General features: G+C 60.6%; 30 protein-coding genes and 2 pseudogenes. 20 read left to right on the top strand and 12 right to left on the bottom strand.

The window, feature by feature from the left end; genetic code table 11:
- Positions 1-36: 36 nt before the first annotated feature.
- Together NKI79_RS30770 and NKI79_RS30765 are read left to right on the top strand one after the other, a co-directional pair.
- Positions 37-275: pseudogene (locus NKI79_RS30770) on the top strand (KUP/HAK/KT family potassium transporter); the annotation flags it as partial.
- A gap of 161 nt (positions 276-436) precedes the next feature.
- Positions 437-631 carry a hypothetical protein gene (locus NKI79_RS30765; RefSeq protein ID WP_352806912.1) on the top strand — a complete coding sequence of 65 codons (195 nt, stop codon included), beginning with the start codon at positions 437-439 and terminating at the stop codon, positions 629-631.
- Positions 632-688: 57 nt separating this feature from the next.
- Here the strand turns inward: NKI79_RS30765 and NKI79_RS30760 are convergent, their stop codons facing one another.
- The gene (locus tag NKI79_RS30760) at positions 689-1,879 is read right to left on the bottom strand and encodes an MFS transporter (RefSeq protein WP_352806909.1); all 1,191 of its coding nucleotides are present in this window, start codon (positions 1,877-1,879) and stop codon (positions 689-691) included.
- 78 nt (positions 1,880-1,957) lie between these two features.
- Positions 1,958-2,695: an MBL fold metallo-hydrolase gene (locus NKI79_RS30755; protein WP_352806907.1), complete on the bottom strand. Its 738-nt coding sequence runs from the start codon at positions 2,693-2,695 to the stop codon at positions 1,958-1,960.
- Positions 2,696-2,765: 70 nt separating this feature from the next.
- On the opposite strand from NKI79_RS30755, the gene NKI79_RS30750 reads away from it, so the two are divergent.
- From NKI79_RS30750 to NKI79_RS30710, 9 genes are all read left to right on the top strand, one after another.
- Entirely contained in the window at positions 2,766-3,434 is a 669-nt protein-coding gene (locus tag NKI79_RS30750) for an ArsR/SmtB family transcription factor (protein ID WP_352806905.1), read from the top strand.
- Between the two features lie 192 nt (positions 3,435-3,626).
- Complete coding sequence (locus NKI79_RS30745; RefSeq protein ID WP_352806903.1) at positions 3,627-3,959, top strand: nucleoside phosphorylase-I family protein; 333 nt, start codon at positions 3,627-3,629, stop codon at positions 3,957-3,959.
- 56 nt (positions 3,960-4,015) lie between these two features.
- Positions 4,016-4,399, top strand: coding sequence for a hypothetical protein (locus NKI79_RS30740; RefSeq protein WP_352806901.1), 384 nt, complete (start codon positions 4,016-4,018; stop codon positions 4,397-4,399).
- A gap of 139 nt (positions 4,400-4,538) precedes the next feature.
- A complete protein-coding gene (locus NKI79_RS30735; protein WP_352806899.1) occupies positions 4,539-5,975 on the top strand; it encodes a multicopper oxidase family protein in 1,437 nt (478 codons plus the stop codon).
- A 28-nt stretch (positions 5,976-6,003) separates the two neighbouring features.
- Complete coding sequence (locus NKI79_RS30730; RefSeq protein WP_352691287.1) at positions 6,004-6,444, top strand: DUF411 domain-containing protein; 441 nt, start codon at positions 6,004-6,006, stop codon at positions 6,442-6,444.
- Between the two features lie 7 nt (positions 6,445-6,451).
- Positions 6,452-7,000 carry a TlpA family protein disulfide reductase gene (locus tag NKI79_RS30725; RefSeq protein WP_254819350.1) on the top strand — a complete coding sequence of 183 codons (549 nt, stop codon included), beginning with the start codon at positions 6,452-6,454 and terminating at the stop codon, positions 6,998-7,000.
- Positions 7,000-7,752 carry an SCO family protein gene (locus NKI79_RS30720; RefSeq protein WP_352479361.1) on the top strand — a complete coding sequence of 251 codons (753 nt, stop codon included), beginning with the start codon at positions 7,000-7,002 and terminating at the stop codon, positions 7,750-7,752. The genes NKI79_RS30725 and NKI79_RS30720 overlap by 1 nt, the downstream gene beginning before the upstream one ends.
- 44 nt (positions 7,753-7,796) lie before the next feature.
- A complete protein-coding gene (locus NKI79_RS30715) occupies positions 7,797-8,585 on the top strand; it encodes a DsbA family protein (protein ID WP_352479362.1) in 789 nt (262 codons plus the stop codon).
- Entirely contained in the window at positions 8,582-9,136 is a 555-nt protein-coding gene (locus tag NKI79_RS30710; protein WP_352479363.1) for a hypothetical protein, read from the top strand. Before NKI79_RS30715 ends, NKI79_RS30710 begins: the two co-directional genes overlap by 4 nt.
- A 489-nt stretch (positions 9,137-9,625) precedes the next feature.
- Here NKI79_RS30710 and NKI79_RS30705 read toward each other — a convergent pair whose 3' ends face one another.
- Positions 9,626-10,501 (bottom strand): class I SAM-dependent methyltransferase, encoded by an 876-nt coding sequence (locus NKI79_RS30705; protein WP_352479364.1) that lies wholly within the window; start codon positions 10,499-10,501, stop codon positions 9,626-9,628.
- Here NKI79_RS30705 and NKI79_RS30700 point away from each other — a divergent pair.
- Both NKI79_RS30700 and NKI79_RS30695 read left to right on the top strand, forming a co-directional pair.
- Entirely contained in the window at positions 10,500-11,252 is a 753-nt protein-coding gene (locus NKI79_RS30700) for a TetR/AcrR family transcriptional regulator (RefSeq protein WP_352479365.1), read from the top strand. The genes NKI79_RS30705 and NKI79_RS30700 overlap by 2 nt on opposite strands.
- 124 nt (positions 11,253-11,376) lie before the next feature.
- A pseudogene (locus NKI79_RS30695) lies at positions 11,377-11,557 on the top strand (multicopper oxidase domain-containing protein); the annotation flags it as partial.
- Positions 11,558-11,562: 5 nt separating this feature from the next.
- Here the strand turns inward: NKI79_RS30695 and NKI79_RS30690 are convergent.
- From NKI79_RS30690 to NKI79_RS30675, 4 genes are all read right to left on the bottom strand, one after another.
- Positions 11,563-12,435 (bottom strand): DUF2182 domain-containing protein, encoded by an 873-nt coding sequence (locus tag NKI79_RS30690; RefSeq protein ID WP_352479366.1) that lies wholly within the window; start codon positions 12,433-12,435, stop codon positions 11,563-11,565.
- A 4-nt stretch (positions 12,436-12,439) separates the two neighbouring features.
- Positions 12,440-13,078 carry a DUF1326 domain-containing protein gene (locus NKI79_RS30685; protein WP_352479367.1) on the bottom strand — a complete coding sequence of 213 codons (639 nt, stop codon included), beginning with the start codon at positions 13,076-13,078 and terminating at the stop codon, positions 12,440-12,442.
- Between the two features lie 354 nt (positions 13,079-13,432).
- Positions 13,433-13,717, bottom strand: coding sequence for a DUF982 domain-containing protein (locus NKI79_RS30680; protein ID WP_352479368.1), 285 nt, complete (start codon positions 13,715-13,717; stop codon positions 13,433-13,435).
- Between the two features lie 21 nt (positions 13,718-13,738).
- A complete protein-coding gene (locus NKI79_RS30675) occupies positions 13,739-14,044 on the bottom strand; it encodes a DUF982 domain-containing protein (protein WP_352479369.1) in 306 nt (101 codons plus the stop codon).
- A 1,358-nt stretch (positions 14,045-15,402) separates the two neighbouring features.
- Here NKI79_RS30675 and NKI79_RS30670 point away from each other — a divergent pair.
- The 4 genes from NKI79_RS30670 (at position 15,403) to NKI79_RS30655 (ending at position 18,471) form a co-directional block, all read left to right on the top strand.
- On the top strand, positions 15,403-15,636 hold the full coding sequence (locus NKI79_RS30670) for a hypothetical protein (protein WP_352806893.1): 234 nt from the start codon (positions 15,403-15,405) through the stop codon (positions 15,634-15,636).
- A gap of 326 nt (positions 15,637-15,962) precedes the next feature.
- Positions 15,963-16,235 carry a DUF6804 family protein gene (locus tag NKI79_RS30665; protein ID WP_352806890.1) on the top strand — a complete coding sequence of 91 codons (273 nt, stop codon included), beginning with the start codon at positions 15,963-15,965 and terminating at the stop codon, positions 16,233-16,235.
- A 285-nt stretch (positions 16,236-16,520) separates the two neighbouring features.
- The gene (locus NKI79_RS30660; RefSeq protein ID WP_352806889.1) at positions 16,521-16,952 is read left to right on the top strand and encodes a hypothetical protein; all 432 of its coding nucleotides are present in this window, start codon (positions 16,521-16,523) and stop codon (positions 16,950-16,952) included.
- A gap of 217 nt (positions 16,953-17,169) precedes the next feature.
- On the top strand, positions 17,170-18,471 hold the full coding sequence (locus NKI79_RS30655) for a glucoamylase family protein (protein WP_352806887.1): 1,302 nt from the start codon (positions 17,170-17,172) through the stop codon (positions 18,469-18,471).
- A 186-nt stretch (positions 18,472-18,657) separates the two neighbouring features.
- On the opposite strand, the gene NKI79_RS30650 is transcribed toward NKI79_RS30655, so the two are convergent.
- The 4 genes from NKI79_RS30650 to NKI79_RS30635 all read right to left on the bottom strand — a co-directional run bounded on the left by NKI79_RS30650 (position 18,658) and on the right by NKI79_RS30635 (position 20,608).
- A complete protein-coding gene (locus NKI79_RS30650) occupies positions 18,658-18,885 on the bottom strand; it encodes a hypothetical protein (protein WP_352806884.1) in 228 nt (75 codons plus the stop codon).
- Positions 18,886-18,893: 8 nt separating this feature from the next.
- Complete coding sequence (locus tag NKI79_RS30645; RefSeq protein ID WP_352806882.1) at positions 18,894-19,139, bottom strand: hypothetical protein; 246 nt, start codon at positions 19,137-19,139, stop codon at positions 18,894-18,896.
- A complete protein-coding gene (locus NKI79_RS30640; protein ID WP_352806879.1) occupies positions 19,136-19,918 on the bottom strand; it encodes a Crp/Fnr family transcriptional regulator in 783 nt (260 codons plus the stop codon). The genes NKI79_RS30645 and NKI79_RS30640 overlap by 4 nt, the downstream gene beginning before the upstream one ends.
- A 474-nt stretch (positions 19,919-20,392) precedes the next feature.
- Positions 20,393-20,608 carry a hypothetical protein gene (locus NKI79_RS30635; protein WP_352806877.1) on the bottom strand — a complete coding sequence of 72 codons (216 nt, stop codon included), beginning with the start codon at positions 20,606-20,608 and terminating at the stop codon, positions 20,393-20,395.
- A 1,552-nt stretch (positions 20,609-22,160) separates the two neighbouring features.
- Here NKI79_RS30635 and NKI79_RS30630 point away from each other — a divergent pair.
- Positions 22,161-23,087 carry an ArsR/SmtB family transcription factor gene (locus NKI79_RS30630; RefSeq protein ID WP_352806874.1) on the top strand — a complete coding sequence of 309 codons (927 nt, stop codon included), beginning with the start codon at positions 22,161-22,163 and terminating at the stop codon, positions 23,085-23,087.
- 377 nt (positions 23,088-23,464) lie between these two features.
- Here the strand turns inward: NKI79_RS30630 and NKI79_RS30625 are convergent, their stop codons facing one another.
- Entirely contained in the window at positions 23,465-24,388 is a 924-nt protein-coding gene (locus NKI79_RS30625) for a glycoside hydrolase family protein (protein WP_352806921.1), read from the bottom strand.
- 419 nt (positions 24,389-24,807) lie between these two features.
- On the opposite strand from NKI79_RS30625, the gene NKI79_RS30620 reads away from it, so the two are divergent.
- Together NKI79_RS30620 and NKI79_RS30615 are read left to right on the top strand one after the other, a co-directional pair.
- Positions 24,808-25,980, top strand: a complete 1,173-nt coding sequence (locus tag NKI79_RS30620; RefSeq protein WP_352806871.1) for a glycosyltransferase family protein — start codon at positions 24,808-24,810, stop codon at positions 25,978-25,980.
- Positions 25,981-25,982: 2 nt separating this feature from the next.
- Positions 25,983-26,160, top strand: a 178-nt coding sequence (locus NKI79_RS30615) for an NAD(P)-binding protein (protein WP_352806624.1), incomplete at its 3' end; no start/stop codon positions are given.

Genomic DNA, 26,160 nt, shown 5'->3' with positions numbered 1-26,160 from the left:
TGACCAAGGTTTTTTCGGGACGCTGGACCTTCGGCTATGGGGCAGCCCAACATCCCCCGCGCGCTGGCGATCTGCCGCAAGAAGGCTGGAAGTTCGACATCACGAGATCCTTCTTCCTGTCGCGGTGCTCGCTCAAGACATCGCCCAATTCCGGCATGCCGGTCTGGCAGGACAAGCTGTTCACCGGGCTGGCGCGCACGGCGGCTGATGCGACTGAGTATTGCAAGATTCCGACCGGACGTGTGGTCGAGATCGGAACCCAGGTGGCTGTCTAAGCTTCTGCATATACCGTAGGCACTGGTCCGACTTGGCACCTGCCCATCCGTCAACCCAATGTGAGCCCACAGGCGCATTGGCTCGCGTCGACATCATATGGATTTGTCCAACCCATGCGAGCATGCTGCCTGAACGCGTTCCTTCAGCGAGGAACAAGCTGATGCGCGTCGGTACGAGAGGCGTTCCGATCGAATACTACACGCTAAGGGTTGCCGGGCCGGCAGGCTCGCAATCTGGTGCTGGAGGCGCAATCAAAGCAGAACACCGCAACGAGGCAGCCGACGAGACTGAAGCGCAGATCACGAACGGCCAGGCCGGCAATGATGGCCAGTTGCGCAACACCAATGTACCGTAGGATGAGCATGGGCGAGTCCGTGAGTGCCATCGGATATCAGGCCGACCCCCCCGTCGACTATCTGCGGGAAGGTTGGCGCCAGCCTTTGGCGGCCTCCTGCATCGCGATTGCAACAATTGCGCCAGAGACAAACGTCAATGCGGCAATCGATGTTATCGCCCACGAGAGCCCGAAGCGATCGGCGATGAGACCTGCTGAGAGCGCGCCGATCGCGTAGCCGAGATCGCGCCAGAACCGATAGACGCTGAGCGAGCGGGCGCGCCAGCTGGGATGCGAGGCGTCGGAAACGGCAGCGATCAGGCTTGGATAGACCATTGCCGTTCCAAGGCCGAGCAGAAGACTGCCGATGAGCCACCATTCGAACCGGCCCGTGGCGGCGGTAAGAAACAGACCGCCGGCCTGGGTCCACATCCCTGCGACGATCAGGCCCTTGCGGCCCCAGCGATCGCTCAAGGGGCCGGTGACGACCTGCAGGATTCCCCATGTTGCGGGATAGACCGCCTTCAGGATGCCGATGCGCTCGATGCCAAGGCCGAAGGACACGAAGAACAATGGGAAAATACCCCAGCTCATGCCGTCGTTGAGGTTGTTGACGAGGCCGGCTTGCGAAGCCGCGAACAGATTGCGATTCCGGAACGAGGTCAGCGCAAACACCTCCCGGAAACTGATCGGCACGGATTGCATTGCGTGAGCGGATGTTTCCAACCGGAGGTGGTCGCGCGTGTCACGGATTAGCAGCACCGACAATACGGTGCCGACGACGGCGTAGCCGATCCCGAGATAGATGGGCACCGGGCGCAGGCCGTATCGCGAAGCGAGATAGCCCGTGAGGAATGCCGTTACGCCGACGGCGAGATAGCCGGCAAACTCATTGAGGCCGACTGCAAGGCCACGTGATTTCGGACCGACGAGATCGACCTTCATGACCACAGTCATCGACCAGGCCAGTCCTTGATTGATGCCGAGCAGTGCATTGGCCGCAATCACCCATCCCCAGCTCGGAGCCCAGATGATCATGAACGAAACCGGCAAGCCGACAAGCCAGCCGAGGACGAGAACGCGCTTGCGCCCCCAGCTATCGGCGAGTTGGCCGGAGACGAGATTGGCAAGCGCCTTGACCACGCCGAAGCTCACGATGAAGGAGACGACAAGTGTCGTTGACGTGATGCCGAACTCTTCCGATCCGATGAGCGGCACGACCGTTCGCTCGATCCCGACCATGCCGCCGACAAAAGCATTCACCAGCATCAGGAGAGCAAACTGCCGCCAGTTTTCCCTAAGCCCAAGTCTGACAGTCGAGCCTGCTGACCGCGAAACGCCCATCGGTCAGGCCGCGGCGACCAACCCGGCATTGGTGGCTCGGTTGCGCGCCGCATCCGGCGGCGGGGGTGGTATGTCGGCGACCATCGTGGCGACGAAGGTGCCCTCGTCCTCAATGCGGAATGCTTTGTTGAAGCGCTTCTCGAAGCCAATCGTCGATGTCGGCTTGCCGCTGAGCGAGCGCCCGCAGACCGAGCCGGAATATGCGCCGGGCAGCACCTCGACGTGATCCGGCAGTTGCTTGAGACGGCGCACGCTGGAAAACAGCGTCCGCGCGCCGGCCTCGGCGTCGGTTGCCAGTTCGGTTCGCCCGAGATCGCCAACCATCAGCGTGTGGCCTGTCAGCACGAACCACGGCTCGCTCGCGCGTGTCCGATCGGTGACCAGGAGCGAAATGTGCTCAGGCGTATGCCCGGGCGTGTGCATGACGGCCATCGTCACATTGCCGAGTTCGAGCACGTCACCGTCCTTGGCGCGCAGAAACGGGAACCCGGCCTCCGCGCCTTCGAAGAGCAGGTATTCCGCGCCGGACGCTGCAGCGAGCGCCCGCCCGACGGAAATGTGGTCGGCATGGATGTGCGTGTCGACCACATAGAGGATGCGCATGCCCGTCGCCTCGGCGACCCTAAGATAAGGCGCAATGTCACCGACCGGATCGACCACCGCAGCGGCCGATTTTCCACCACATCCGAACAGGTAGGATGCGGCGACGGGATCGGAATGGAGGAATTGACGGAGGATCATGGCTTGCGCTCCCTACCTCGCCTGCGGTAATATTCAATTATTCTGCTGAATGTTTCACCGAGGAACAGTCGTGTCAAGCGTTGGACCAAAACAGGCGATTTTCGCCAGCCTTGCCGAGGTGGCTCAGGCGCTCGGGCATGCGCACCGGCTGGAATTGCTGGAGCACCTCGCACAGGGTGAACGCAGCGTCGAAGGACTTGCGGCTCGGGCCGGCCTCAACTTTGCCAACGCTTCGCGCCACCTTCAAATCCTTCGACGCGCGCGACTTGTCGAGGCCGAGCGGCAGGGCAAGCACATGCTCTATCGCCTTGCAGGAGATGTTCTGGTGGTTGAATTAATGAAGGCTCTGGGGCGCGTGGGCGAGCGGAACGTCGCCGAGGTCAACCGCGTCATGACCGACTATTTCCAGGCTCGCGACGGCTTGGAGGCTGTGTCGCGTGAAGAGCTTGTCTCAAGGTTGCGTGATGGCCTTGTCACGGTTCTCGATGTCCGGTCGGAGGACGAATTCGCGCTCGGACATCTACCGGGAGCGCTCAACATCCCGTTCGCTGAACTTGAAAACCGGCTGGCGGAACTTCCCGCGAACCGGGAGGTCATTGCCTATTGCCGCGGCCCTTATTGCGTTCTCTCGTTCGAGGCTGTCGCGGCATTGCGGGCGCGAGGGTATGTCGCTCACCGGCTCGAGGACGGGTATCCCGATTGGAAGGCCGCAGGCCTTCCAATTGAGGCAGCGGCCTGAGTGGTCCCGCAGCCAAAAGTTTTCGATCGAACAACATGACGCGACCAGTTCCGCGATCACCGCTGCTTGAGCTGAAGGACTATTCGGCCGAGTCCGTGTTTCAGGTTGAAACATGCTTCGCGAGGCGGCGGCAAAAAGGCCTGTCGCCGGAACGCGTGCCTTCTGTGTGTCCTTGATCCGGACGGCGACATAGTGCCCGGTCGCAAAGAAGGCCGCGCGCGCCCATCGTCGGGCTGGGCCTGCTATCATACCGTCCTTCACGAGTTCGAACTGGATGGCCAGACGCTTGGCATCATTGGCTGTGTGGTCGGCTCCTCGTTCGCCGTGCTGTTCGCCGAGCAGCTTTTCGCGTCGGGGTGCCGCCTGCTGATCAGCATCACCTCGGCCGGCCAGATCACGGCGCTTGGACCACCGCCCTATTTCGTGCTGATCGACCGGGCCCTTCGCGATGAGGGAACTGCCATCATTACGTTCTGCACGCTGAATTCAGCGAAGCCGATCCAGAGCTTATCGCGGAAGTCTTGATGTCGCAGCATCGGGGACTTGCAAAAGCTGCATTTTGCGGCCAGCCTAGGCGGATGATGGCCCGGCTGTCGCCAAAACATCTCCTCGTCATGCTAATAGCGGTCTTCCTGACCGCCGGATTCAGCCTGTCTGCGGCTCAGGCCAGCGTCATGCCGGCCAAGATGGCGGACGCTATGGCGATGCCCAGCGGTGCCAGCACAGGCACTATGGCCGGTGCTTCCATGAACGGCGACTGCAAGGCGTGCCTCAAAGACATCGGCGACAGTGGCAACCCGATGCATTGTCCGCCGACCTGCATCGCACCGGTGCTGGCGGTGCTGCCGCAAGACCTCGCGGTGACGGCAGTTCTCCACGTGCAGCAGCCATCGACCCAAGCTGCCCCGTTCCTGCAGGGACGAAGTTCCCTACCCGACCCATACCCTCCCCGACTCAGCGCTTGACGCCGTTTCAGCCGTGACGCGGCTGATTCCCGGCGCCTGATCGCCTGTGTTGCGCATCGTTGCGCGCGCCGGCGCATACAGCATTCCAGTTCGATGCCGAGTGGCTCGCCATCGATCGAGATCGCAAAGGGCTAGCAGGGTGAAATACGATTTCAGTCATTCGATATCGCGCCGCGGGTTTTTTGCGGCGGCGGCGGGCGCTGCCGTGTCCTGCTCGCTGCGTCCTGCACGCGCCTCGACCGAGGACGAGCGCCGGATCAAGGTCGGCCCGGGCCAGGCGCTGCTCAATGGCGCCGACGGTCCGTCTACCGCAGTCTGGACCTATAGCGGCACCACCCCCGGCCCAACATTGCGCCTGCGGCAGGGCCAGCCGGTCCGCATCACTGTCGAGAACGGACTAGACGAAGACACGACCGTCCATTGGCATGGCATCCGTTTGCCGAACGCCATGGACGGCGTGCCGGGCCTGACCCAGAGGCCGATCGGACCGGGCGAGAACTTCGTCTATGAGTTCACGCCGCCAGATGCCGGCACCTTCTGGTACCATTCGCATGCCGACAGCCTGGTACAGATCGGCCGTGGACTCGCCGGCCCGCTGATCGTTGAGGAACGTGAGCCCGTCGCCGCCGACCGCGATCTCCTCTGGCTGCTGCAGGACTGGCGGCTCACCAGTGACGGCCAGATCGCCGGCGGCTTCGGCAGCATGATGGATGCGTCGATGTCGGGCCGCGTCGGCAATGCCGTCACCATCAACGGCGCGGCGCCGGCCGACCTGAGCGTGACGGCAGGTGAGCGCGTCAGACTGCGGCTCGCCAATGCCTGCCTTGCCCGCATGGTGGCGCTGCGCTTCGAGGGTCACCGTCCGGTGATCGTCGCGGTCGACGGCCAGCCCTGCGACCCGCATGAACCGGAAGACGGCCGCCTGGTGCTGGCACCGGCCATGCGCATCGACATTATGCTCGACATGCAGGGTGGTCCCGGCAGCAGGCACGCCGTGGTCGATGACTTCTATGACGGCCTCGCCTACACGTTGACAACGCTTGCCTATGACAAGGCGCCGCCGCTGCGCCACCATCTTCTCGATGCGCCGCGTCGCCTGCCCGCCAATCCGCTGCCGGCCCCCGATCTGGCCAAGGCTGAACGGCATGAGATCGTCCTGCAAGGCGGCATGATGGGCGGCGGCAAGCTGGCCGGCGTCGGCGGCATGATGGGCATGGCGATGCCCGGCATGAACGGCGGCGCCGCCTGGGCAATCAACGGCATGTCGATGACCGGCGATGGCCATGCCGGCATGGCGCCGCAGTTTACGCTCAAACGCGGCGTGACTTGCCACCTCACTGTGCGCAACGAAACCGCCTGGTGGCACCCCATGCACGTTCACGGCTTCAGCCTGTCGGTGCTTTCGCGCAACGGCTTGCCGGTACCGCACCGGCAATGGCAGGACACGGTGCTGCTCGCCCCCAAGGACACAATCGAATGCGCCTTCGTTGCCGACAATCCCGGTGACTGGATGCTGCACTGCCATGTCGCCGATCACCAGATGGCCGGCCTGATGACAGTGTTCCGCGTGACCTGAAAGTTTTATCCAACCAAGGAGAACTGCAATGAAACTGACCTACCGCCTTGCCGCACTGTCCCTGCTGATCGCAACGCCGCTGCCCGCCTTCGCCGCAACGATCAACGCCGTCATGTACAAGAACCCGCAATGCAGCTGCTGTGAATCCTACGCCAACTATCTTGAGCACAATGGCTTCAAGGTCGATATCAAGCCGGTCAACAATCTCTCTCAAATCAGCAGCGATGCCGGCGTGCCGGCGGACCTTGAGGGCTGCCATACACTGATTGTCGACGGCTATGTCGTCGACGGCCTTGTGCCAGTCGAAATCGTCAAGAAGCTGTTGACCGAGCGGCCAGCCATTAGCGGCATCACGCTGGCCGGCATGCCGGCAGGCGCGCCCGGCATGGGCGGCGAGAAGTCCGAGACCTGGACGATCTACGCCTTCACCAAGGACGGCAAGGCGCCGACCGTCTATGCGACCGAGTGAGCGCACCGTGATCAAGTGCAAATGGGCTATCTTCCTTGTCTGCTCGCTGCTGGCGTTTCCGCCGCCCTCCGTGGCAGCGGGGGCATCTGAGAACTTCACACTGCTCGATACGCCCGCCGCCGTGCCGGAAATCAGCTTCGAGGACGGCACCGGCAAGCCGAAAACGCTCGCCGATTTCTCCGGTAAGGTGGTTCTGCTCAACATCTGGGCGACATGGTGCGCGCCCTGCCGCAAGGAAATGCCGACGCTTGATCGGCTGCAGGCCAAGCTCGGCGGACCGGATTTCGAGGTCGTCGCGCTGTCGATGGACCGGAAGGGTCCCGACGCCGTGAAGAAATTCTTCGCCGAGACCGGCGTTACACACCTTGCGCTGAACATCGATACCTCGGCCAAAGTCATGTTCACGCTCGGCGCGGTGGGCCTGCCGATGACCGTGCTTATCAACCGCGACGGCAAGGAGATCGGCCGGCTGATCGGGCCGGCTGAATGGGATTCTCCCGACATGGTCGATTTCATCCGCAGCCGTATTGCCGCTAGCCCGAAAGGAAAAGGCTGATGCTTGCCAGAAACCGGGACGAGCCGGCGGTTCGGGACGTTTCATCCGCCTGGAACGAATGGAGGCGTCTGTTGTGCGGCCTGATCGTCTTCACCGCGCTGATCGCCGGCTTCACGCATGGAGCGCCGGCGCATTCAATGGACGAAGTCGACGCCATGCTGCAGAACGACGAGAAATATTTCCAGCAGATCGACAGCCCAACGCCCGATTTCACGCTGCGCACCGCCGACGGTCGCATCGTGCGGCCGGCCGACCTCATCGGCAAGGTCGTCGTCCTCCATTTCATCTACACATCGTGCCCGGACGTCTGCCCGCTGCATGCCGAGAAGATCGCCGAGATCCAGAAGATGGTGAATAGCACGCCGATGAAGGATCAGGTCACCTTCGTGACGATCACCACCGATCCCACAAAGGACAAGCCCGATGTGCTCAATGCCTATGGACCGGCGCATGGGCTCGACCCTGTCAACTGGCTGTTCCTGACCACTGCCCCGGGCCAGCCGGAGGATATGACCCGCAATCTGGCGGAAGCCTTCGGTCACAAATTCAGCCTGGCCAATGATGGCTACCAGATGCACGGGATCGTCACGCATGTGATCGACAAGGAGGGCCGCTGGCGGGCGAATTTCCACGGCCTGAACTTCGCGCCCGTCAATCTCGTCACCTTCGTCAACGCGCTCACCAACAATGTCGAGCGCACGCACCACGAACGGGACGAAGGCTGGCTGGCAAAATTGAAGAGCCTCTTTTGACGGAGAGGCACCGACATTCTCGACGACAAGAAAGGGAGACGCGCATGTTCACCAAGCCAAGAGATGCAGCCAGGTATTGCAGCGGCATCGCCCGCGCCCTGCTCTTTGCCGGCCTGACAGGATGGTTCCTGCTCAATCCTGGCTTTCAAGCCATACAGGCGAATGCTGCAGGCGAAATGTCCCAGGATCAGTTCGACCAGCGGATACACGACTATATCCTGGCGCATCCGGAGGTTCTCGTGCAGGCGCTGAAAAGCCTGGACCAGCGCCAGCGTGAAGCAGATGCAGCCCAGGCCAGGCAGGTGCTCAAGGCGCGCGCGGACGACATCTTCCGTGACAAGCAAAGTCCAGTCGGCGGCAACGCCGAGGGCAACGTTACCCTGGTCGAGTTCTTCGACTATAATTGCCCCTATTGCAGGCAGATGGCGCCGGTCATGGAACAGGCTGCGGCCGACGATCCGCAACTCAGGATCGTCTACAAGGAATTCCCCATCCTCGGCCCAGATTCGGTGTTCGCGGCCAAGGCGGCGCTCGCCGCCGACAAGCAGGGCAAATACACAGCGTTTCACAAGGCGCTCTATGGGTCCAAGACAAGGGTGACCGAGGCGGCCGTCCTCAAGATCGCCGCCGAGGCCGGGCTGGACGTCGAGCGCATGAAGGGCGATATGCGGCAGCCGGACATCCAGGCGCTGATCGACCGCAACATGGAACTGGCCCAGGCGCTGAGAATAACGGGAACGCCGGGATTTATCGCCGGCGACCAGATTTTTCCCGGCGCCACCGATCTTGCGACGCTGAAGAAGCTCATCGAGCAGGCGAGGAGCGGCAAATGACAAGGACCCCAAACCGACGCACCGTCATTCTCGGCGTCTTCGGCGCCGCCGCGGCTGCAGGCTTTCTCGCACCGGATTTGGCAATCGCTGCCGACGATCCCGAATTGACCAAACGGTTCAAAGATCTTAGCGAGAGCGGCAACAGCACCTGCTCGGCCAAGTTTACCGAGTCGATCGCGACCATGCCCGCGATGGCGCGCATCAAGGGCTCGTGCTGCAGCCCGATGGAATTGAAACGCTATCGCGAGCAGGTAAATGGGCTTACCCAATATCGCGCCATCCCGATGATCCCCAGCGACCCGTACGACATACCGGCGGCGACCGCGCAGCAGATGCTGCCTTACTACGATCTGAAGCTCACCGGGGACGAGCAGAAGGCCTACGATTACGCGATGGCCAATTCCGAGGAGAAGGGCCCCTGCTGCTGCCCGTGCTGGCGCTGGAGAGTGTATGGCGGACTGGCGAAATACCTGATCCACGAACACGGCTTTGACGGCAGGCAAATTGTGAATGTATGGGACCTGTCCGACGGCTGCGGCGGGGGAATGTAGAATTGCCGGAGTATGCATCTTTCCCCGTTCTGTAACCGGAATCACCGTTGTCTTGGCGGAGGTTGCCGGCGACTTAACTTAGCTTGCACTCGCCAATCGTGGGCGGCGAACTCAGCCTTCGCGCTAGAGGATCATTTCCATGATGGATGGGTCAGAGGGCATGTGGTTGATGGGTGGGATTGGCCTCATCTGGATCCTGGTGTTGGTCGCCCTCGTGCTCGCGATCGCGGCGCTCGTCAAATATCTACAACGCTGACCGATTGAAGCGCCGAGACGTTGGCCGCCGCGGCGGGCTTCGGCCGAGATCAGCATCGACATGCGGATCAGGGGCTTGCCGTCACGACCCACGTCGACGACCCTGCCACGAGTCGGCAAGGCCGGCGCTCAGTTCGCACGACCCGCCAGACTGCTACGCCTTCGAGGCCCGGGCTCCATGTCGCGTGACTTTTCGGGGCGACGCTTAAGTCTGGCGGCTGTTGCATGCCTCGGTCACGCTGATCGGACCTTGTCCGTCGTCGCGCGAACATAGTTCAGGTTCTTGGTTCCGACGGCGCCGATGTCGCCGACCTTGAATCCGCTCTCGGTCAACAACGAGGCGATCCCATTCATGTCCACGTGACCATGTCGATGAAGTCTCGGCAATCTGGACTTGCGTACCGGCCTGCCGAAATCGATAAGCAACAGCCGGCCAGTGGGCTTCAAGACGCGTGCTGCCTCGCGGACGAAGGCCGATCGAACGGGCTTCGACAGATGATGCAGCATCAGTGTGCCGATCACAATGTCGAACCGTGCGTCCTTGAAGGGAAGCTTCTGCGCCGTCCCGTTGACGAAAGTCAGATCGAGGCCAGACCTTTTGGCCTTGGCGCGCGCCCTCTCGATCATTTCAGCCGATGCATCGACGCCTGTGACGCTTCCATCAGAACCCACTAGCCGCTTCGCGGCAATCGCAAGGGTTCCCGTTCCGCAGGCGACATCAAGCACCGCTTCGCCGGGCCGGAGCTTCGCCAAGCGAAGCATGTGCTCGCGAAACCGCCCCTCGCAGCCGAAGGTCAGAACGCGCGCAAGCCAGTCATAGCCCGCCGCCCGGTGCAGGACGATGCCGATCCCCCTGTCGCTCGTGCTGTGCGTGCCTTTTCCGCCGAGGCCTATGCGAGAAAGGAAGCCCCACAGCAATACGATCGCGATTGCTGCTAGGATAAGGCCGTGGAATGCCGCCACCCAGGCGCCGGCGCCGATGTAGCCCATGCCAAAATTGGCCACAAAGAGGAAGCCGGCGACGAGCGACAGTTTGGCAAGCAGGGCCATCGCGATCACGCCCTTGCGCGAATGCCGTCCGTTGCCGGCGCGGTGACCAGATAAGTGCATGTCGGCGACCTTCCGTTGCGGCCTGTCCAATATACGATTTGAGCTTCTGGACTTGGCGTATCATACTGGACACAATGTCCAGCATGAGATTCCGGACACCAGACCTTTGAATGTCCAGAAGCAGGCGCCGAACGTGGCGATGACCATAAAAATCGACCGGACGAGCGACTCAAATACCATCGATCGCCGCGTCGCGCGGACGCGCGCGCTGCTGCAGGATGCGCTTATTGCCCTGATCCCGGAGCACGCATATGCGGCCATCACGGTCGACGACATTTGCCAGAGAGCAAATGTCGGCAGGTCGACCTTCTATACCCACTACGCAGACAAGGATGCTCTACGCAGCGCGACCATCGAGGCGCATCTGGGGTCGCTAAGCCGTGGGCGCATGTCGGCAAGTCAGGAGATTGGTACTCGCCTGTTTGCATTTAGCCTTCCCATGTTCGAACACGCACTTGCGTTCCGGTCGCTTCACCACGCGCTGCTTGCGAGCAGCGGCGACACGATCCATGACGAATTGCGCGAGCGTATCCGCCGCGCTGTCCGAGCAGAACTTGTCGAAAAGCGGGTCGGTGGAGGTGGAGTGCCCGTCGAATTCGCCGTCCAGTTCATCGCCGGCGCATTTCTTGCGGTCCTCACCTGGTGGGTCGCCACCGACACGAGCCTTTCACCGGCGCAAGCGGATGATCTGTTCCAGGGAATGGCGGGAAACGGTGTCGGCGCCTGGGATATATCAGGCTCCGATTCGTAAAACGGGATTGGCCTTGGCGGCGGCAGACGTGGCGCCTGATAGCGGCCGCGAGGAGTACTTACTTATCGGGCTGGACTTGCCGAAGTGCCGATGGCGAGAAGCTCCACTCCAGCGGCTCGCGCCAGAGACGATCCGCGTGAAGGTCGGCGAGACCCTGAAAGTGCGTTTCATCGGCACCGACAACGGCTTCATCCACCCATGCACATCCATGGCGGACCCTTCGAGGTGGTCGCCCGCGACGGAGAGACGATTTCCCTTCGGCCCGCTTCCTTGCCGACGCCGTTAACGTCGGGCCGAGCCGTCGTCGGCGCTACCCTGCCATCCATGGCATCGCCACCGCGCCGCTCGCCACCGCGATACCGAGCACGAGCAACGCGATCCCCACCGTCGCCTCGAAGCGGTGGCCGCGCGGCAACAGCTTCTCGACGAAGACGACCAGCGTCAAAAGCAGCATCCAGGCGAGGCTCATGACACCGGCCGCGACCAGAACGGCACACAGCGCCCAGCAGCAGCCGAGGCAGTACAGGCCGTGCCGCAGCCCCATGCGAAGGGCGCCGATCCGCCCGTCGCGCCAGTGCTCGGCAATGAAGGCCAGTGGCGAGCGGCAGTGCCCGAGGCAGATGTGCTTGGCCGCCGTGAACTGGTAGAGCCCAGCCGCTGCGAGCGTCGCGCCGAGCGCGAGCGGCGCCCAACGCGAACGCTGAGGCGGATCGAAGCTCATCGCGATATCGCTGCCGAGCTGGACCAGCGCATACACTAGAAAGCCGGCTCCAGCCCAGACGAGGATATAGCCGGCGACGAAGATCCAGGTCGGAACTGCAAGGCGGCGTTCGCGCCTTGACTGTGCCGACGCGAACATGAAGATCATCGGCATAGCAGCAGGCAGCATCATCGCCGCCATCATCACGGTCCATACCGCGAGAAACACGGCGGCGTTGCCGATCGACCAAGGCTCGGCGGCGATGCCGCCCATCGCCATGCCGGCCATACCCTCCACGCCTCCAATCCGTCCGCGCACGGCAATGCCCATCGGCATGTTCATGCTGAGGGTTTGGTAGAGCGTCACCGCCCAGGCTGCCGCCGTCAGGAGGGCGAGGGAAGCAAGCAGGCCGAGTGGCACGCCGCCCTGCCTTCTGACAAGCGGCGGCAAGGAGAACCGGCCGATGGCGCGTGGGTCTGCCACTGCCTTAGCTCGGGCCGGTCCACTCGAACGGTATGTGCTTGCTCGAGCGGGCAGTGCCCGTCCAGTCGAGGCCGAAGCCCTTGGTGCTGACCTCGACGGAACGGCCCCAGGTGGCAACCTGGCCGGGACCGACCTCGGAGCCCGGTGGGTTGATCGTCTGCACGCGTTTGCCGGGTGGGGTAGTCGGCCCCGAAAGCGCTTCCGCACGCCCGACGACGCGGCCAGGGATCTCGACCCGCCAGGTGGCGAGGTCGCCCGCCACCTCGAAGGCGATCGGCACAAACTCCATGCCGCGCATTTCGCCAATGTTGGCGGCAAAGCCCGCCGGCCAGCCGCCGGCCTGCCCGCCGAAGATGGTCTGCAGCGCCTCGCGCTGCTTCTCGTTGGCCTTCTCATCAAGGTACATGCCCATGACGGCCTTTGCCTCGCCGGCCCAGAGATTGCCTTCGAACTCTCCGAGCGCCACCAGCGTCAGGCCGTCGAGCTTCACGTCGCCGTATTGGCCCTCACGCACGTGCCAGGCGAGCACGCCCTGGCAGTGATTGCCGGTCGGCCGCTGTGCAAATTCGCAAGGACAAGGGATGTCGCAGCTGCAGATGTCGAACCAGTCGCCTGCGAGCCGCCATCGAGGAACTGCGTTCATGGCTCTTACTCCCGAGAACTGATGGGGCAAGATTACTCCATCGGCGCTCGCGGCGCCACGTCTTACCCAGGCCGGGTAATGGGCCGCCAAGCGGGCGGCTCACTTTGCTACGGCGCTTGCGTGGCGCGCTCCGCTCGCGGCTTTTTGGCGGTCCGTTACCCCATCTAGTCAGCGAAACAGGCGCAACGTCTGACAGCTTGTGACCTTAACCTTGCTCACCGCCCAACCCAGTGGAGTGCGGTGCACATAGAAACCGCCAGCAAACTCTGCCGGCGCATCGACGCGCGCGTTTTCGCACGGCGGCACCTTTTGGGCGGCGGCCCGATGGCCACCGCCTCTGAAACCGCCCGCGGATCACGCTTGCAGAACCTGCCCGGTAGTGGTGACCGGCGGCATCATTCCGTCTTCGACCAGGATGTCTTTCTTCCTGGCGAACTGCACGAGAACGCCGCGCGCCGTCTCCGCGTCGATCTCGCCGGCCAATGCGGCTTTACAGGCGCGGATCGCAGCCCTTTGTTCAGGGCTGTTCCCGCACCAGTCGGTGACGAACTGGTAGGCATCCACGACCGAATTCAGCTGCCTCGGGAACCCGAGTCCGACCCAGACGCGAACGGGCTTTTCGAAGGGCTGAGAAAGCATGATTTCCTCCCTCCGAAACGGTCAGGCGGCAACGCCGCCCGTCTCGCCCGACTTTGCGGCCGCCACCCAAGGCATCGCCGTTGCGACGTCCTCGAGGATCTTCACGGAGCGGGCAAAGCCGGCGAACGCATCCCGCGCGACTTTTAACGGTATGAGACCGTCGTAGGCGCGGTGACACGCGCGCTTTGCCGTTTCGTAGATCACGCCTCGCCGATGCTTCGGCCATTCGTCGAGAAAATCGAAAGCATCCTCAAGGCAGGCGATCTCTTGAATGAGACCTTCCGCGGCTCTCACGAACACGGGACTCTCAAATGTTCTCTCGCTCATCGAAACCTCCAATTTTTGAACGATTTCAGGTGGTTGAGGATGGTCGCCCCTGCAATCGGCAGCGACCTGCGAAAAATATGTGAAGGCCGATTTTCGACGTCAAGACCGCATGAAGCCAGTGCGCTATCCGACAAAAGTCGTCCGTTACGACGGACACGGTGAGTGCTACTCAGGCGACGGCCCGCTCGGTCCAGCCGGTGGGTTGAACGAACGTCACTCGCTTGGTCTATGGCACACGTTCACCATCTGCGTAGAACGCGGACGAGATCGGCCTCTTCTCCTGTCCTATTTTCACGCCGCAGCCGCCCTTTTGCCGACTGGGCAGTCCGACCCGTGGAGAAGTGGATCCGGATCAAGCCGTGCAAGACAGACACAAGACAGACAAAAGCAAGGTGCGCAGCCAGCCGGTTGTGGTCGAATTGCCGCTGCTGCCGGAGCTCGAGGCCGAGCTTTCCTGCGCACCGGCGGGCAATGGCAGCAGGAGCCAATGGTGGGCCCGGAGGGTGTTCAGAAAGCCATTAAAATCAATTGGTTAGAGATCAGCGGGACTTCAGAGTATTCAAATCTTTTCCAACGTTTTTCGATGTTGTTGTCCCACTCAGAAGTGCCTCAGTCCACCAAGCCGACGCACTGAACGCCTTACTCGGAAGAGAGGTTTGCGCAAGGCGAAAGGAAGATCGCGTCGGTGTGCAGCCTTCCTGAGAAGGTCGCGGTAGCACATGACCGGACGTTCCCGGCACCTCTCCAAAGCGGCCGTTCTCCGGCATGCTCCTGCACCCGCTTACATAGCCGTTCCCGCATTTTCGCGATTGACGCTGACGAAAGCGCTGCCAACGCACTTGCGGGTGCCGGGCTGTGCCATCAAAGCGCATGCGGGCTTACCCCGCTCGCGCTCGACACCGAGCAGTTCGAACTCCCCCACGGTGAAGCATTTGGCCTTCAGCCAGTTGGTCGTCGGGCCACTGATCTATCTACTGTTAATCCGCTTCGACACCATACCCTCGAGACCAGCTTGGTCGACGAGGTGATATATGGCATTTGCCTCGCCCGTATTCCGTTTTGCGTATGGAGGTGGACGGTACGAGCACCACAGCAACGCCCCGAAGCCCGCGCTCCTGCGGGGAGCGCGGGACGATCGGGACACCGATCTGCAGCAAATACCTGGAGGGAGGAATGGCTGCGTGCACCGAACTTGCGCGGCGGTCCCGTGTTCCAACCAGCATACACAAAAAGCTAGCCGCACATTTCGGCATCATGCGGACGTTGGATTTCTGAGAAAGCGGGAGCGTCAATACCAACTTCTGGCGATGGAATTTTCCCGCGAGATAGGCACGCTCCAGGCGAAGGAGTGGATCGTCATGACCGCCATCGCCTACAACCTTGCCAACGATATCAAAGGATCGTGGAGGGTCGTCTTCGTGCCGGACGAACTGCATCTGTATGTGGAATTCAGCCAGCCAGACGCCGACACAAACCCGGTTGATTGGATGAGCGTTGATGATTTCCTTGCATGGCGGCCGAAAGGCGCACTCCACAAGCGAGCGCGCGACAGCTTGGTTTCGCTCATTTGCAACGCGCTCGCAGAGCGCTAAAAGCCTGCCGGCCGGAGCGAGCGGGAGTTTTGCAGTACGCCAGAGTGGGTTTTGGCAAATTGCAAACGGTCCGACGCGGCTTTGTTGCAGGATCTCTAAAATAGCTCAGACCCTTACCAGCGCGCGTTTTGCGTCGGCCGCTGTTCTACACCGCGGAAGAGCTTCGAATGTCCTGGCGAGTCCTTGTGCCAGCGCTGCGGTGGTGATGTGCTGCCGATTCGGGCTTTGGCGGGGAAATTGCTAAAAAGAATGGTGTCGACGCCAGGCGGAACGGTCCGGTTGGTCTGTATCTGTGTTGCGATTGCGTCGTTGCTGGCGGTCGCGCCATGGCCATATGCTATTACCAATTACGCCGCGTGGCGGTCTTTTTCGCCGGGATCTACTGCGGAGTCATGGTGAGGCGATCAGGTCCCGAAAATCAACCTTTGGCCTGGGCACTGTTTGTCGCCGCACTGATTTTCAATCCGTTCATTCCGATGCATTTGCCGAGAGAACTATGGGCGGTTCTCAATGTCGGCGCCGCAGCTCTGTTCGGTTTGTCGCATATCGCCAACGTAGTTAGTTCGGGAGGCTCAAGGTGTTCTACGAGGCCACAGTGAACATGTCTCTGCCAGGCTCGGGATCGATCCCTCGGATCATAACAACGGATTACCGGCAAGGTGCGCAGGCCGTCGGCAAATTGAGCGGTAGCTCACCCCAAGAGAGCGAACTGTTGATCGTCAGCCAACTGCCAGTTGCCGATCAGCAGATCTGGATGCGGTGCCGGTGAAGACATGGATTCGGCAGCGAAAGCTGAACCCGAAAGGCCCTGAGATGCTAGAGGCGCTGCTTCGCCTTGGCTGGCATGGGTTGATTGATCTTGTCTGACCAGGAGATCCGCGGCAATGTGGAAGGCGAGACTGAACACTATCGTCAATTTGGTTTTGCAGTTTGTCGGCGGGCTGTTCCTGCTGGCTGCTTTCCTACAATGGATCACGTTCGACTACCCTGACGTGAGCCCGTATATGCCATTCGCCATTTTCGCCTCTGGCATGATGGTCCAGACGATCAACTATCCTTTCGTGTGCCTGCTTGGCATGATAGGGTTCGTGATGATCGGCTTTGCGCGGCGCGACCGACAGAAATGGCCGGCGGCTTGTGATCCATTTCTACATCGGGGCCCTTGTCGCGCTCCTGATCGCCGCCGGGGGCTGGCGTACCGGCGGCGCGAGACATGCTGGGCATGGGGCGCCTGCCTGCTCCTTGCCTCCCTTGGGCGCCGAACCCACCCACCCCAGATAGACGCGGCCGCGGACGTTGTGACCTTGCTCCTCTGACCTAATCCGGTTTGAAGTTCGTTCTGGCCGATCGAGAGGATCAGGACATGAAATATTGGGGGCAACGTCACCGCCATTAGCGGAATGTCAGCTTCTGGTGTTCGAACTTAGTTATAGGGACACCTGGGCCAGCGCGAGCATCGTCGTGACATGCCCCAAAGGCGACAAGACGACCAAAAAGGTGGGAAGCGCAGCGAACCCCTCTATATCGACAGCCATGGATGCATCGAGCGACCACCCGCAGAACGACAAACTTCTCTCGGACATCCAGCGCCTGTCCTTCGATTATTTTCTCAAAGAGGCCAACCCGGCGAACGGCCTGATCGCCGACCGCAACACCCCGGGGTCACCGGCCAGCATCGCCGCCGTCGGACTCGCCCTGTCGGCCTATCCCGTCGGTGTCGAGCGCGGTTTCATGACGCGCGCCGCCGCCGCTGAACGGACGCTCGCCACGCTTCGCTTCTTCTGGAACGCGCCGCAGGGGCCCGAAGCCGACGCAACGGGCCACAAGGGCTTCTACTACCATTTCCTCGACATGGAGACCGGCCGCCGCGTCTGGAAGTGTGAGCTGTCCACGGTCGATACGGCGCTTCTGCTTGCCGGTGCGCTGGCCGCCGGCGCCTATTTTGGCGAGGACGATGAATCCGAACTGGAAATCCGGCGGCTAGCCGATGCGCTCTACCGGCGCGCCGACTGGCGATGGGCGCAGAACGGCGGCGCCACCGTCACCCATGGCTGGCGGCCTGGAAAGGGCTTCCTGCGCTATCGCTGGCAAGGCTACGACGAAGCGGTGATCCTTTATGTGTTGGGCCTCGGCTCGCCAACCCATCCGTTGCCGCCCGGGAGCTATGCGGCCTGGCTATCCACCTATAAGTGGAAAAAGATCTATGGCCGGGAATTGGTTTACGCCGGTCCACTTTTCATCCACCAGCTCTCCCATATCTGGATCGATTTTCGCGGCATCCGCGATGCTTCCATGCGCAACCACGACTGCGACTATTTCGAGAACAGCCGCGAGGCAACCTACCTGCAACGCGACTACGCCATTCGCAATCCGAAGGGCTTCAGCGGTTATGGCGAGAATTGCTGGGGCATCACCGCCAGCGACGGCCCAAGCCCGACAAAACGCCAAATCACGGTCGGTGGCCGCCGCTTCTTCGGCTATCTGGCGCGCGGTGCGCCATTCGGCCCTGATGATGGGACGTTGTCGCCGTGGGCAGCGATTACCTCATTGCCCTTTGCGCCAGAGATCGTTCTGCCGGCACTGCACTATTTCCACGAGATCGACCTGCACGAGGGCAACCCTTACGGCTTCACCGCAAGCTTCAATCCGACAATAGCAGCCGCCGACGGCCGGCCCTGCGGTTGGGTGTCGCCGGACCATGTCGGCATCAATCAGGGGCCGATCACTCTGATGATAGAGAACTACCGCTCGGGCTTCCTGTGGCGCCTGATGCGCCGCGTGCCGGCCATCATCGCGGGACTGCACCGAGCCGGTTTTTCGGGCGGTTGGCTATAACAAGTCGAGATGACAAAGCTCCCCGACTGAGCCGGGACTCTTGACTGCTAGCGCATGCCGCATTTGCTGCAAATGTCGACTTAGCGGCGCATTGCTTCTCGGCAGCATGGGCCACAACCTGACCGTCCGGGATTGGGAGCCACATGGCTCAAGCGGCTGTTCCGCTATTGAGCCTCGACATGCCTTTTAGGGACCCACCTCGTCGGGTTCAATCGCGAATCCCGCATCGATCGCGCTTCGCGCAATGAGATCGCCAAGTTCCCAGTCCGTGAGTTCGCAAAGGGGAAGCATTCTCCTCGCGGTGTGGCTGACCTCGGATATCGAAATGCTCGGGCTGCCGATGTTGTCGATCAGGTGGAGGACAATCGCTTGGCGAACGTCCGATAAGGTAGGCGTCTGCGCGAGCGCAGGCATCACCGGCTCTATGAATGGAGCCGTGGTTCTGCGGCCACGGCTGTTTTTAAGTCGAACGCGACGGGCACACCGTGAATAATGGATGCTGCCGCCACTAACTCCTCCAGTTCGCGGTCGGTAGCCTTGCATGCCGGCATGAGCGTTCGGATGGCGCGGATTGCCTGTGCGATGGAGAGGAAGTGAGCCTTGCCTCTAGAGAGCACATAGGCCTCGGCGGCTCTTTCAACCGTCACGGTGTGAAAAGTGTTGGTCATGTTAGCTCCTCCCTGAAACCCAAACCAAAACGAGTTATGGCAGCAATTCGGCAGCCTGCAAGGGTTTGTCCGATTCCGAAGGCGGAGGCGAGGCCGAAGTGACTTTGCTCCTCGTCGCCGTAAGCACCATGTGTGAGTTGTATCATTCCAACGCGGTCGACAATTGTGATCTCGCCGCGCCTGGCGTGAACCAGCCCCCGATACTCAAGCATTTGGAGGGCGGTGGTAACGCCCGGGCGCCGAGCGCCAAGCATGGTCGCCAGAAACTCATGCGTCAGGTAAATCTTGTTTCCTTCGACGCGGTCTTGGACCATCAGTAGCCAGCGGGCCAACCGCTCCTCGATTTTGGAATGGCCGTTGACCAGCGCGGTCCGGGACGACTGGACGAGGAACGCGTGGGCATAGCGAAGCAGCGACTCGCGAAGGGACTGGCTTGCTGCAATCGCAGTGCGAAGAGCTTCAACCGGGAGGATCCAGCCACTACCTGCGACTTGGATATAGGTTTCATTGGGAGATCTGTCTTGGCCGAGGATAACGGCAACCCCTGTCATGCCATCGTGGCCGACGATGCCGACTTCGCTTTGCCGCCCACCGGTCATGGTGGCGACCATCGATGCAATGCCCATCTCTGGAAAATACACATGTTCGATCGGCTGATAAGAGACTTCCAGCTGGTCTTTGATGCCCAGTTCGACGTGATGCAGTGAGGGCTTCAAAAGCGCGAAATCCTCCGAGGAGAGAGTTTTCAATACATGGTTGCGAAGAAGGGATTGGGGCATGGCTCTCTCTCCCATACGGGCAAGAGCACGTACCTCTTACTGTCGGCTGCGTCCGAAGCGCTGGCGGCCGATGTGGGAACCATAGGCTTCAAATGTGTGGTTGGCAAAAATCCGTGCTTGGCGAAAGGCTGCGGGAAGGTCGGCTTCCCTCAGTGGAGTCCAGTGGGTGATGGGCGCTACGTGGTCGTCGACAGGCGAACCGTCCTGGTCGATCCAGCTACCCGCAACATTGTGAAAATCTACGACTGAACTCGATCTCTTCACGCTGTGCCCCATCGTGCCCAAAGGTCCGGCGGGCTTTTTGCGTTTCTACTTCCGCTCGCGCGGACCGATTGAATTATTCTCCTTAAAAGTCTTTTCAGCCTTCAAGCCAGACGAGTGGAAGCAGTCACGCCGGTCCGCCAGACGTTCCGCTGGCTATTGCCGCTGCGCTGAAAAATTAAGGGCCGGTCCGTCCGCCGTGGGTGAATTAGCTTACTTCTTGATGATGTTGCCGTGGTTCAAGTCGAAGGCCTGTGCGCCTCTGGCCTGTTTGTAGAAATCCTCCTGCAGCTCTCCCCATTGTCCGAGGTACCCTCCGCAATTGCTACAACGAACGGGCGTGTCGTCGTCGGGATTGTCGGGGATGGCCATCAGGATCGTGCCGCAGGCCTTGCAGTCCAGTTTGTGGTTGAGCCGCTTGCTATCCACGATTGCCTCGAAATGCCTCCCTGGGAAGAGAGAACAAGCTTTTCGTAGTCAAGAAAACTCGCGTCCGGTGATCAGGAGGGCCCGCGATCGGAACGCTTCATCTGTTCGGCCGATGCGCAGGTCACAGAAGACTTTTATCCCAAACTGGGGGCTGACCCCAACCTGGATAGTCTACCCGTTGCCCGCTGGCTTCTGCTGGCGGGCCTTTTAATTCATTCAGAGCCGAAGCTTAGCTTCTATCCTGGCGGTTTTTGGCCGGTCTTTAGTAAGCGCGCCTCGCGTAGCAATGATGCGTGGTCAGTGCGATCATTTCGATCAGCTCGCGCGCTTGAGTCTCCGTTATGCCGGTTTCCTTGGCAAGGAACTTCGCCTGAAAATCCTTCAATCGCTCGTGGTCTGACCTCCTCGCCCATGTGAGGCTCCTTCAGGTACCGAACCCCTGGATCCGGACCTTGTTCCTCGCTCGTACCGATGCGCCTGGCGCGTCTCCTAGGCAATCGATCTCGCGGTCGGCATATTCGCCCGGGCTCGGCGCCGCGACCGCCGCGGTGGTAACCCTAGTCAAAGCCGAATCATCTGGACTGACAAAAGCGGGTCGCTTCCAAGAGAGAGAAAGGAAGATCCGATGAACATGATCAACTACGGTTCGCACTTCGACTGCGCAGACGCGGCCCTGTTCTTGCTCGGGCAGGAACTGGACGAAGCCAGCGCTGCGATGAATACGGCTTGAAGGCCTGTGAAAGGCTCGACAGGAAGTGCGGAACGCTTTTCCCGCCGGAGCTTCCGAAGTGGGAAGAGCCGAGCATGCCGGAAGACGTAAGGACTGCGTTCCACGCCATGTCGGTTGAAGACATGGTACACAGTAACAGGTCCAGCCATTTATGAGGCCTGGAGCAGGGAGGTCGAGGAACAGAAAGCCGCGAACAAGGCCTTGCATGATGCGCGCGCGCCAAGATTGATGAGATACAAGGTTCGCGCTGCGGAAGATACTTTTGATGACAGCGTTTCGGCGCTGGACGCGGTTGCCCGGCGAATTTTAGCAACGCCAGCCAATCCGCGTGACCTGCGTTTTGCATCGAAAGGGGCGCACCGCGCGTGTCGTGATCTGCGCCAGCGATGCATGGGAGGGAAACATTGCTGCGGCCGCCGAACCTTGATTGTGACCTCGTGTTCCAGACCTAGAGGAAACGGACGGAACAGCAATGCGATTAGTTGGTCAGGCCCGCAGCTCTAAGGACCGCTTTCGTGGTATCCGACGCGGCCGAAGTTTTGCTGAAGGATTGGCCGAAGCCCCGGTGCGACTCGCGGCTTGGCTGCAATCGAGGCGTGCCTTGCCGCTGCGCGGCGAAGGAATTTTGGAACTGTAGCCAAATATCCTTGTTGCGGTGGGGCTTCAAATGCGTTCCGAAGGTGTAGCCCCTTTCATGTAACCAAATTGCCGGCTCGGCGTTTCGTTCAACGCCGTTGCAACGGTCCCGCCCACCAACGCAAGCTTACAGAACACGAATTCGCGAGGCGATAGCTTCTTCCACGAGCATAGACTGGCAAATTCATGAGTCGTAATTTGTTGGTGATCGAACCTGAGGAAGGCATTGCCGTGCTGAAGGGGCTTGCCTCCTCGGCGCGTATCTCGATGCTGAAACTGCTGCATGAGAAAGGGCCGATGAATATCAACGAAATCGCCGCCGGGCTGTCGCTGCCGCAATCGACCGTCTCGACCAATATCCAGGTGCTGGAGGATGGGGGCCTGATCCGCACCGAGAACCGGAAGGCGAAGAAAGGCAGTCAGAAAATCTGTTATCCGACGGCCGAAGAAGTGCTCGTCGTGTTCAAGGGCGAATATCGTGCGGTCAAGAACGACGCGATCGAAGTGTCGATGCCGATCGGGCTTTACACCGGCTTCGAGGTTACCGCGCCCTGCGGCCTTTGTTCGCCGGACGGCATCATCGGCTTGCTCGATGTGCCGAACACTTTCCTTGATCCGGATCGCATGAAAGCCGGTTTGCTGTGGTTCACGCGCGGCTTTGTCGAATACCAGTTCCCCAACAATGCCAAGCTCGCCAATGCCGAGATCACCGGACTCGAAGTGGCGATAGAGCTGTCTTCGGAAGTGCCGGGCACCAGCGCCGATTGGCCCTCGGACATCACGCTGACGATCAATGGTGTCGATGTCGGCACCTGGACGTCGCCGGGGGATTTCGGCGACAAGCGCGGCGTCTTCACGCCCTCCTGGTGGAAGCTCAAGGGCTCGCAATACGGCAAGCTGAAGAACTGGCGAATTGCCAATGACGGCACCTATGTCGACGGTCTCAGGATTTCCGAAACCGGCCTCGCCGCACTCGATCTGAAGAGCCATCATTCAATCCGCGTCCGTATCGGCGTCAAGGACGACGCCAAGCGCCCCGGCGGGATCAACATTTTCGGCAAGGGCTTTGGAAATTACGATCAGGACATCCTGCTCAGGATCAAAACCGGTTGATATCATGAAACCGGGTTTGAAAAATAGTGAACCAATTTCTGCTGCTTCCTTTCATTTAGCCAATCGGCATCCAATTGTCAGACTTGCGGCTATCTTGTCACCGACGCTGAGAAACCGATTGGCACGACTGGTCTAACCAAGGAGTTCGAAGTGAATTTAAATATATCAGCTGAGGCGACCCAGGTTCCTTGATGTATTTCATACTCCCAACCTGCCTCGTCGCAGGCTTCGCCGACTGGCTATGTCATCAGCCTCTAGGCAACACCATTGTGATGAGCTTAATCTGTGCCGTTCTTCGGTTTTTTGTCGGCGTCCGTCGGACAATGCGACCTGGACGAGGTGGGTAGCCCAGCGGCTACGATCCTGGATCACGTTCTCTAGGCAACTCTGGAGAGTATGTGCCGATCCAAGTCGCACTTGGCCAGACCATATCGCCAGCGGTGGTTTGTCGTCTCGCGTCTGCTCTGGTAGAACAAAGTCAATTGCCGGCCTTCGATCATTACGGTCGAATGGCCATTCTCTCCTGGCTCGCCAGGATCAAGGACGGGGCCGACCGAGACATAAGGACCCTCTACCTTATCGGCGATAGCAAAGAAAACGCGTTGACGGCTTCCACGGGGGCCGTCGGGGAGGAAGCAGGTAGCGTTGAGAAGCACGCGGCCATCCGGCAATTCAACCAGTTGCGCCCCTTCTATCCCCCACTCGTAATCGGGGTGCTCGCGCGCATTGTGATGCGGCACGTCGAGATGATCGAGTATCTTGCCGAGACGTTTCCATGGCCCGAACCAAGAATCGGATTGGCTGCGCGCCAGATAGACATCAGGCTGAGGCACCCTGGTGAATTTGGGCATGCCTGAATAGACGATATAGCGCTTGCCTCCGATGATTGCGGGATGGGGATCGTAGATGCCGTCCTCATCGGTGTCGGGCAGCGACAATATCGCCGGATTGAGCACCACCCAATGAAAGCCGTCATTGGATACCGCGTGCTCGCAACGTCCGCCGGACTTCATGAATTCGGTCTGGATAAACATGTGGAAGACGCCGCACTCATGAATGACGCCGGGCGCCGCAATGCCCGATCCGGTTACCGGCAACACGATGGCCTCGTGCTCTGTCCAGGGTCCATAAAGATCCGGCGCTGTGGCATGGAGGATTTTCCAGCTCTCGGTTGTGACGGTGCCGCTGGAGCCGAAGACGTGCCAGAGCGTGCCGTCGAACACCGGACAAGGGTCCTTCAGATCATCCACGGCCTGTGGGTGAAACAACGGGAAGACGTTGGTTTCAAAGTCGATCTTCATTCCCAAGCATTCCCGCGACCGTTTCGCGGGCCCCTTTCATTTGGACCGTCTGCGTGACTCAGCCGAATCGATTCGCAGGCCTTATTTATAACTCCGCCCATGAACGGTTGTTGAACGATTGAACGATTTCAACCGTTCTGTGGCAATGCGCCACATTTTGGGTGAGATCACGCACGGCGCGGGGCTTCAGCTTCTGGAGCGGCCATCATGTCAGCCGGATGCAGGGTCGTCCGGCTTGCGCTTCTCTGTTGAGCCACCGGCGGAGTGGAGCGGGCCGCTGGCCTCGCCCGAGACAGTTTGGAGTATGGAACAACTTACGGAGATGAAAGTTATATAGATGGCTGCAAATTTCATTCGAAGCTGCCTCGATTAACGTATGTTATTCGAGGCGATTTCTAATTGCAACGAAGGATTTCTACATGGAAATGGCGGTGGGCACCCCCTTAACACCAAATATCCCCTTACAGTCGTCAATTTTACTTTGCTTCTCCCACCTCCGCTGGAATTTTGTATTTCAAAGACCGCAACAGATTCTGACGCTCGCCTCAAAACAGCAGCAGCTAATTTATTTCGAAGAGCCGATCTTCGACGAAAGGCTCCACGCTTCGATGCGGGTGAACGACGTTTCACCTACGATCAGAATTGTGACGCCCGTTATTCCAGTCGGCACGTCCGCCACCAAGGCGGATGCGCTCCAGCGCAGATTCGTCGACCAGATCGTCGTCTCGACGCCGCATGAACGGCTGACCGCATGGTACTACACGCCCATGGCGCTACGTTTCAGCGACCATCTCGCCTTTGACGTCTGCGTCTACGACTGCATGGATGAACTCTCCGCGTTCAAGAACGCACCCGCAGAGTTGAAACAGCTGGAAAAGGCGCTGTTCCAACGTGCCGATATCGTCTTCACGGGCGGGCAGAGCCTTTACGAGGCCAAACGCAGCTTGCATCGGGCGATCTTTCCTTTTCCAAGCAGCATCGACGTTGCACATTTCCATCAGGCGAGAGAGCCGGGTGAGGACCCACTCGACCAGGCCAACATACCTCACCCGAGGGTGGGGTACTTCGGGGTCATCGACGAACGGCTCGACCTCGAACTGATCGCGCAGGCGGCTGCGGTAATGCCGGACGTGCATTTCGTCATGCTCGGCCCTGTCGTCAAGATCGATCCGGCGAGGCTGCCCACGGCAGGCAACCTGCATTGGCTGGGGGCCAAGTCCTATGCAGACCTGCCGAACTATCTCCGGCATTGGAGTGCCGGCTGGATGCCGTTCGCGCTCAACGAAGCGACCCGCTACATCAGCCCGACCAAGACTCCCGAGTTCCTCGCGGCAGGACTGCCGGTAATTTCCACGGCGATCGTCGACGTCGTGCGCACCTATGGCGCCGAAGGCCTTGTCGAGATTTTCGACGGCGAGGATTTCGAAGCCAAGCTTCGATCCATCCTGGCGCGTCCCCGCGATTTCCTTGTGGAGAAAGCCGACGCCTACCTCGCCGACATGTCCTGGGAGAAGACCTGGCATGCGATGGCGGCCCACATCCAGCGCGCCTACGCGATGAAGAGCGTCGTGCCGTTGCTGAGGGGAGCGTGAGCATGTTCGACTGGCTGATCGTCGGCGCCGGCTTCGCCGGCAGCGTGCTGGCGGAACGCATCGCATCGCAACGACAAGAAAGCGTCCTGATCATAGACCGACGAAATCACGTCGGCGGCAATGCCTATGACTGCTACGACGAGGCCGGAATCCTAATTCACCGTTACGGGCCTCACATCT

Source organism: Mesorhizobium sp. M0340 (assembly GCF_040321535.1).
Taxonomy (GTDB): domain Bacteria; phylum Pseudomonadota; class Alphaproteobacteria; order Rhizobiales; family Rhizobiaceae; genus Mesorhizobium.
The sequence above is the reverse complement of the archived record's forward strand: the minus strand, read 5'-3'. Positions and strand labels throughout refer to the sequence as shown.

Bases quoted from the DNA above. Each gene is read 5' to 3' on its own strand.
- NKI79_RS30765 (WP_352806912.1), top strand. From the start codon at position 437: ATGCGCGTCGGTACGAGAGGCGTTCCGATCGAATACTACACGCTAAGG.
- NKI79_RS30760 (WP_352806909.1), bottom strand. From the start codon at position 1,879: ATGCTGGTGAATGCTTTTGTCGGCGGCATGGTCGGGATCGAGCGAACG.
- NKI79_RS30755 (WP_352806907.1), bottom strand. From the start codon at position 2,695: ATGATCCTCCGTCAATTCCTCCATTCCGATCCCGTCGCCGCATCCTAC.
- NKI79_RS30740 (WP_352806901.1), top strand. From the start codon at position 4,016: ATGGCCCGGCTGTCGCCAAAACATCTCCTCGTCATGCTAATAGCGGTC.
- NKI79_RS30730 (WP_352691287.1), top strand. From the start codon at position 6,004: ATGAAACTGACCTACCGCCTTGCCGCACTGTCCCTGCTGATCGCAACG.
- NKI79_RS30720 (WP_352479361.1), top strand. From the start codon at position 7,000: ATGCTTGCCAGAAACCGGGACGAGCCGGCGGTTCGGGACGTTTCATCC.
- NKI79_RS30715 (WP_352479362.1), top strand. From the start codon at position 7,797: ATGTTCACCAAGCCAAGAGATGCAGCCAGGTATTGCAGCGGCATCGCC.
- NKI79_RS30710 (WP_352479363.1), top strand. From the start codon at position 8,582: ATGACAAGGACCCCAAACCGACGCACCGTCATTCTCGGCGTCTTCGGC.
- NKI79_RS30700 (WP_352479365.1), top strand. From the start codon at position 10,500: ATGTCGGCGACCTTCCGTTGCGGCCTGTCCAATATACGATTTGAGCTT.
- NKI79_RS30705 (WP_352479364.1), bottom strand. From the start codon at position 10,501: ATGCACTTATCTGGTCACCGCGCCGGCAACGGACGGCATTCGCGCAAG.
- NKI79_RS30685 (WP_352479367.1), bottom strand. From the start codon at position 13,078: ATGAACGCAGTTCCTCGATGGCGGCTCGCAGGCGACTGGTTCGACATC.
- NKI79_RS30680 (WP_352479368.1), bottom strand. From the start codon at position 13,717: ATGCTTTCTCAGCCCTTCGAAAAGCCCGTTCGCGTCTGGGTCGGACTC.
- NKI79_RS30675 (WP_352479369.1), bottom strand. From the start codon at position 14,044: ATGAGCGAGAGAACATTTGAGAGTCCCGTGTTCGTGAGAGCCGCGGAA.
- NKI79_RS30670 (WP_352806893.1), top strand. From the start codon at position 15,403: ATGACCGCCATCGCCTACAACCTTGCCAACGATATCAAAGGATCGTGG.
- NKI79_RS30665 (WP_352806890.1), top strand. From the start codon at position 15,963: ATGGCCATATGCTATTACCAATTACGCCGCGTGGCGGTCTTTTTCGCC.
- NKI79_RS30660 (WP_352806889.1), top strand. From the start codon at position 16,521: ATGTGGAAGGCGAGACTGAACACTATCGTCAATTTGGTTTTGCAGTTT.
- NKI79_RS30655 (WP_352806887.1), top strand. From the start codon at position 17,170: ATGGATGCATCGAGCGACCACCCGCAGAACGACAAACTTCTCTCGGAC.
- NKI79_RS30650 (WP_352806884.1), bottom strand. From the start codon at position 18,885: ATGCCTGCGCTCGCGCAGACGCCTACCTTATCGGACGTTCGCCAAGCG.
- NKI79_RS30645 (WP_352806882.1), bottom strand. From the start codon at position 19,139: ATGACCAACACTTTTCACACCGTGACGGTTGAAAGAGCCGCCGAGGCC.
- NKI79_RS30640 (WP_352806879.1), bottom strand. From the start codon at position 19,918: ATGCCCCAATCCCTTCTTCGCAACCATGTATTGAAAACTCTCTCCTCG.
- NKI79_RS30630 (WP_352806874.1), top strand. From the start codon at position 22,161: ATGAGTCGTAATTTGTTGGTGATCGAACCTGAGGAAGGCATTGCCGTG.
- NKI79_RS30625 (WP_352806921.1), bottom strand. From the start codon at position 24,388: ATGAAGATCGACTTTGAAACCAACGTCTTCCCGTTGTTTCACCCACAG.
- NKI79_RS30620 (WP_352806871.1), top strand. From the start codon at position 24,808: ATGGAAATGGCGGTGGGCACCCCCTTAACACCAAATATCCCCTTACAG.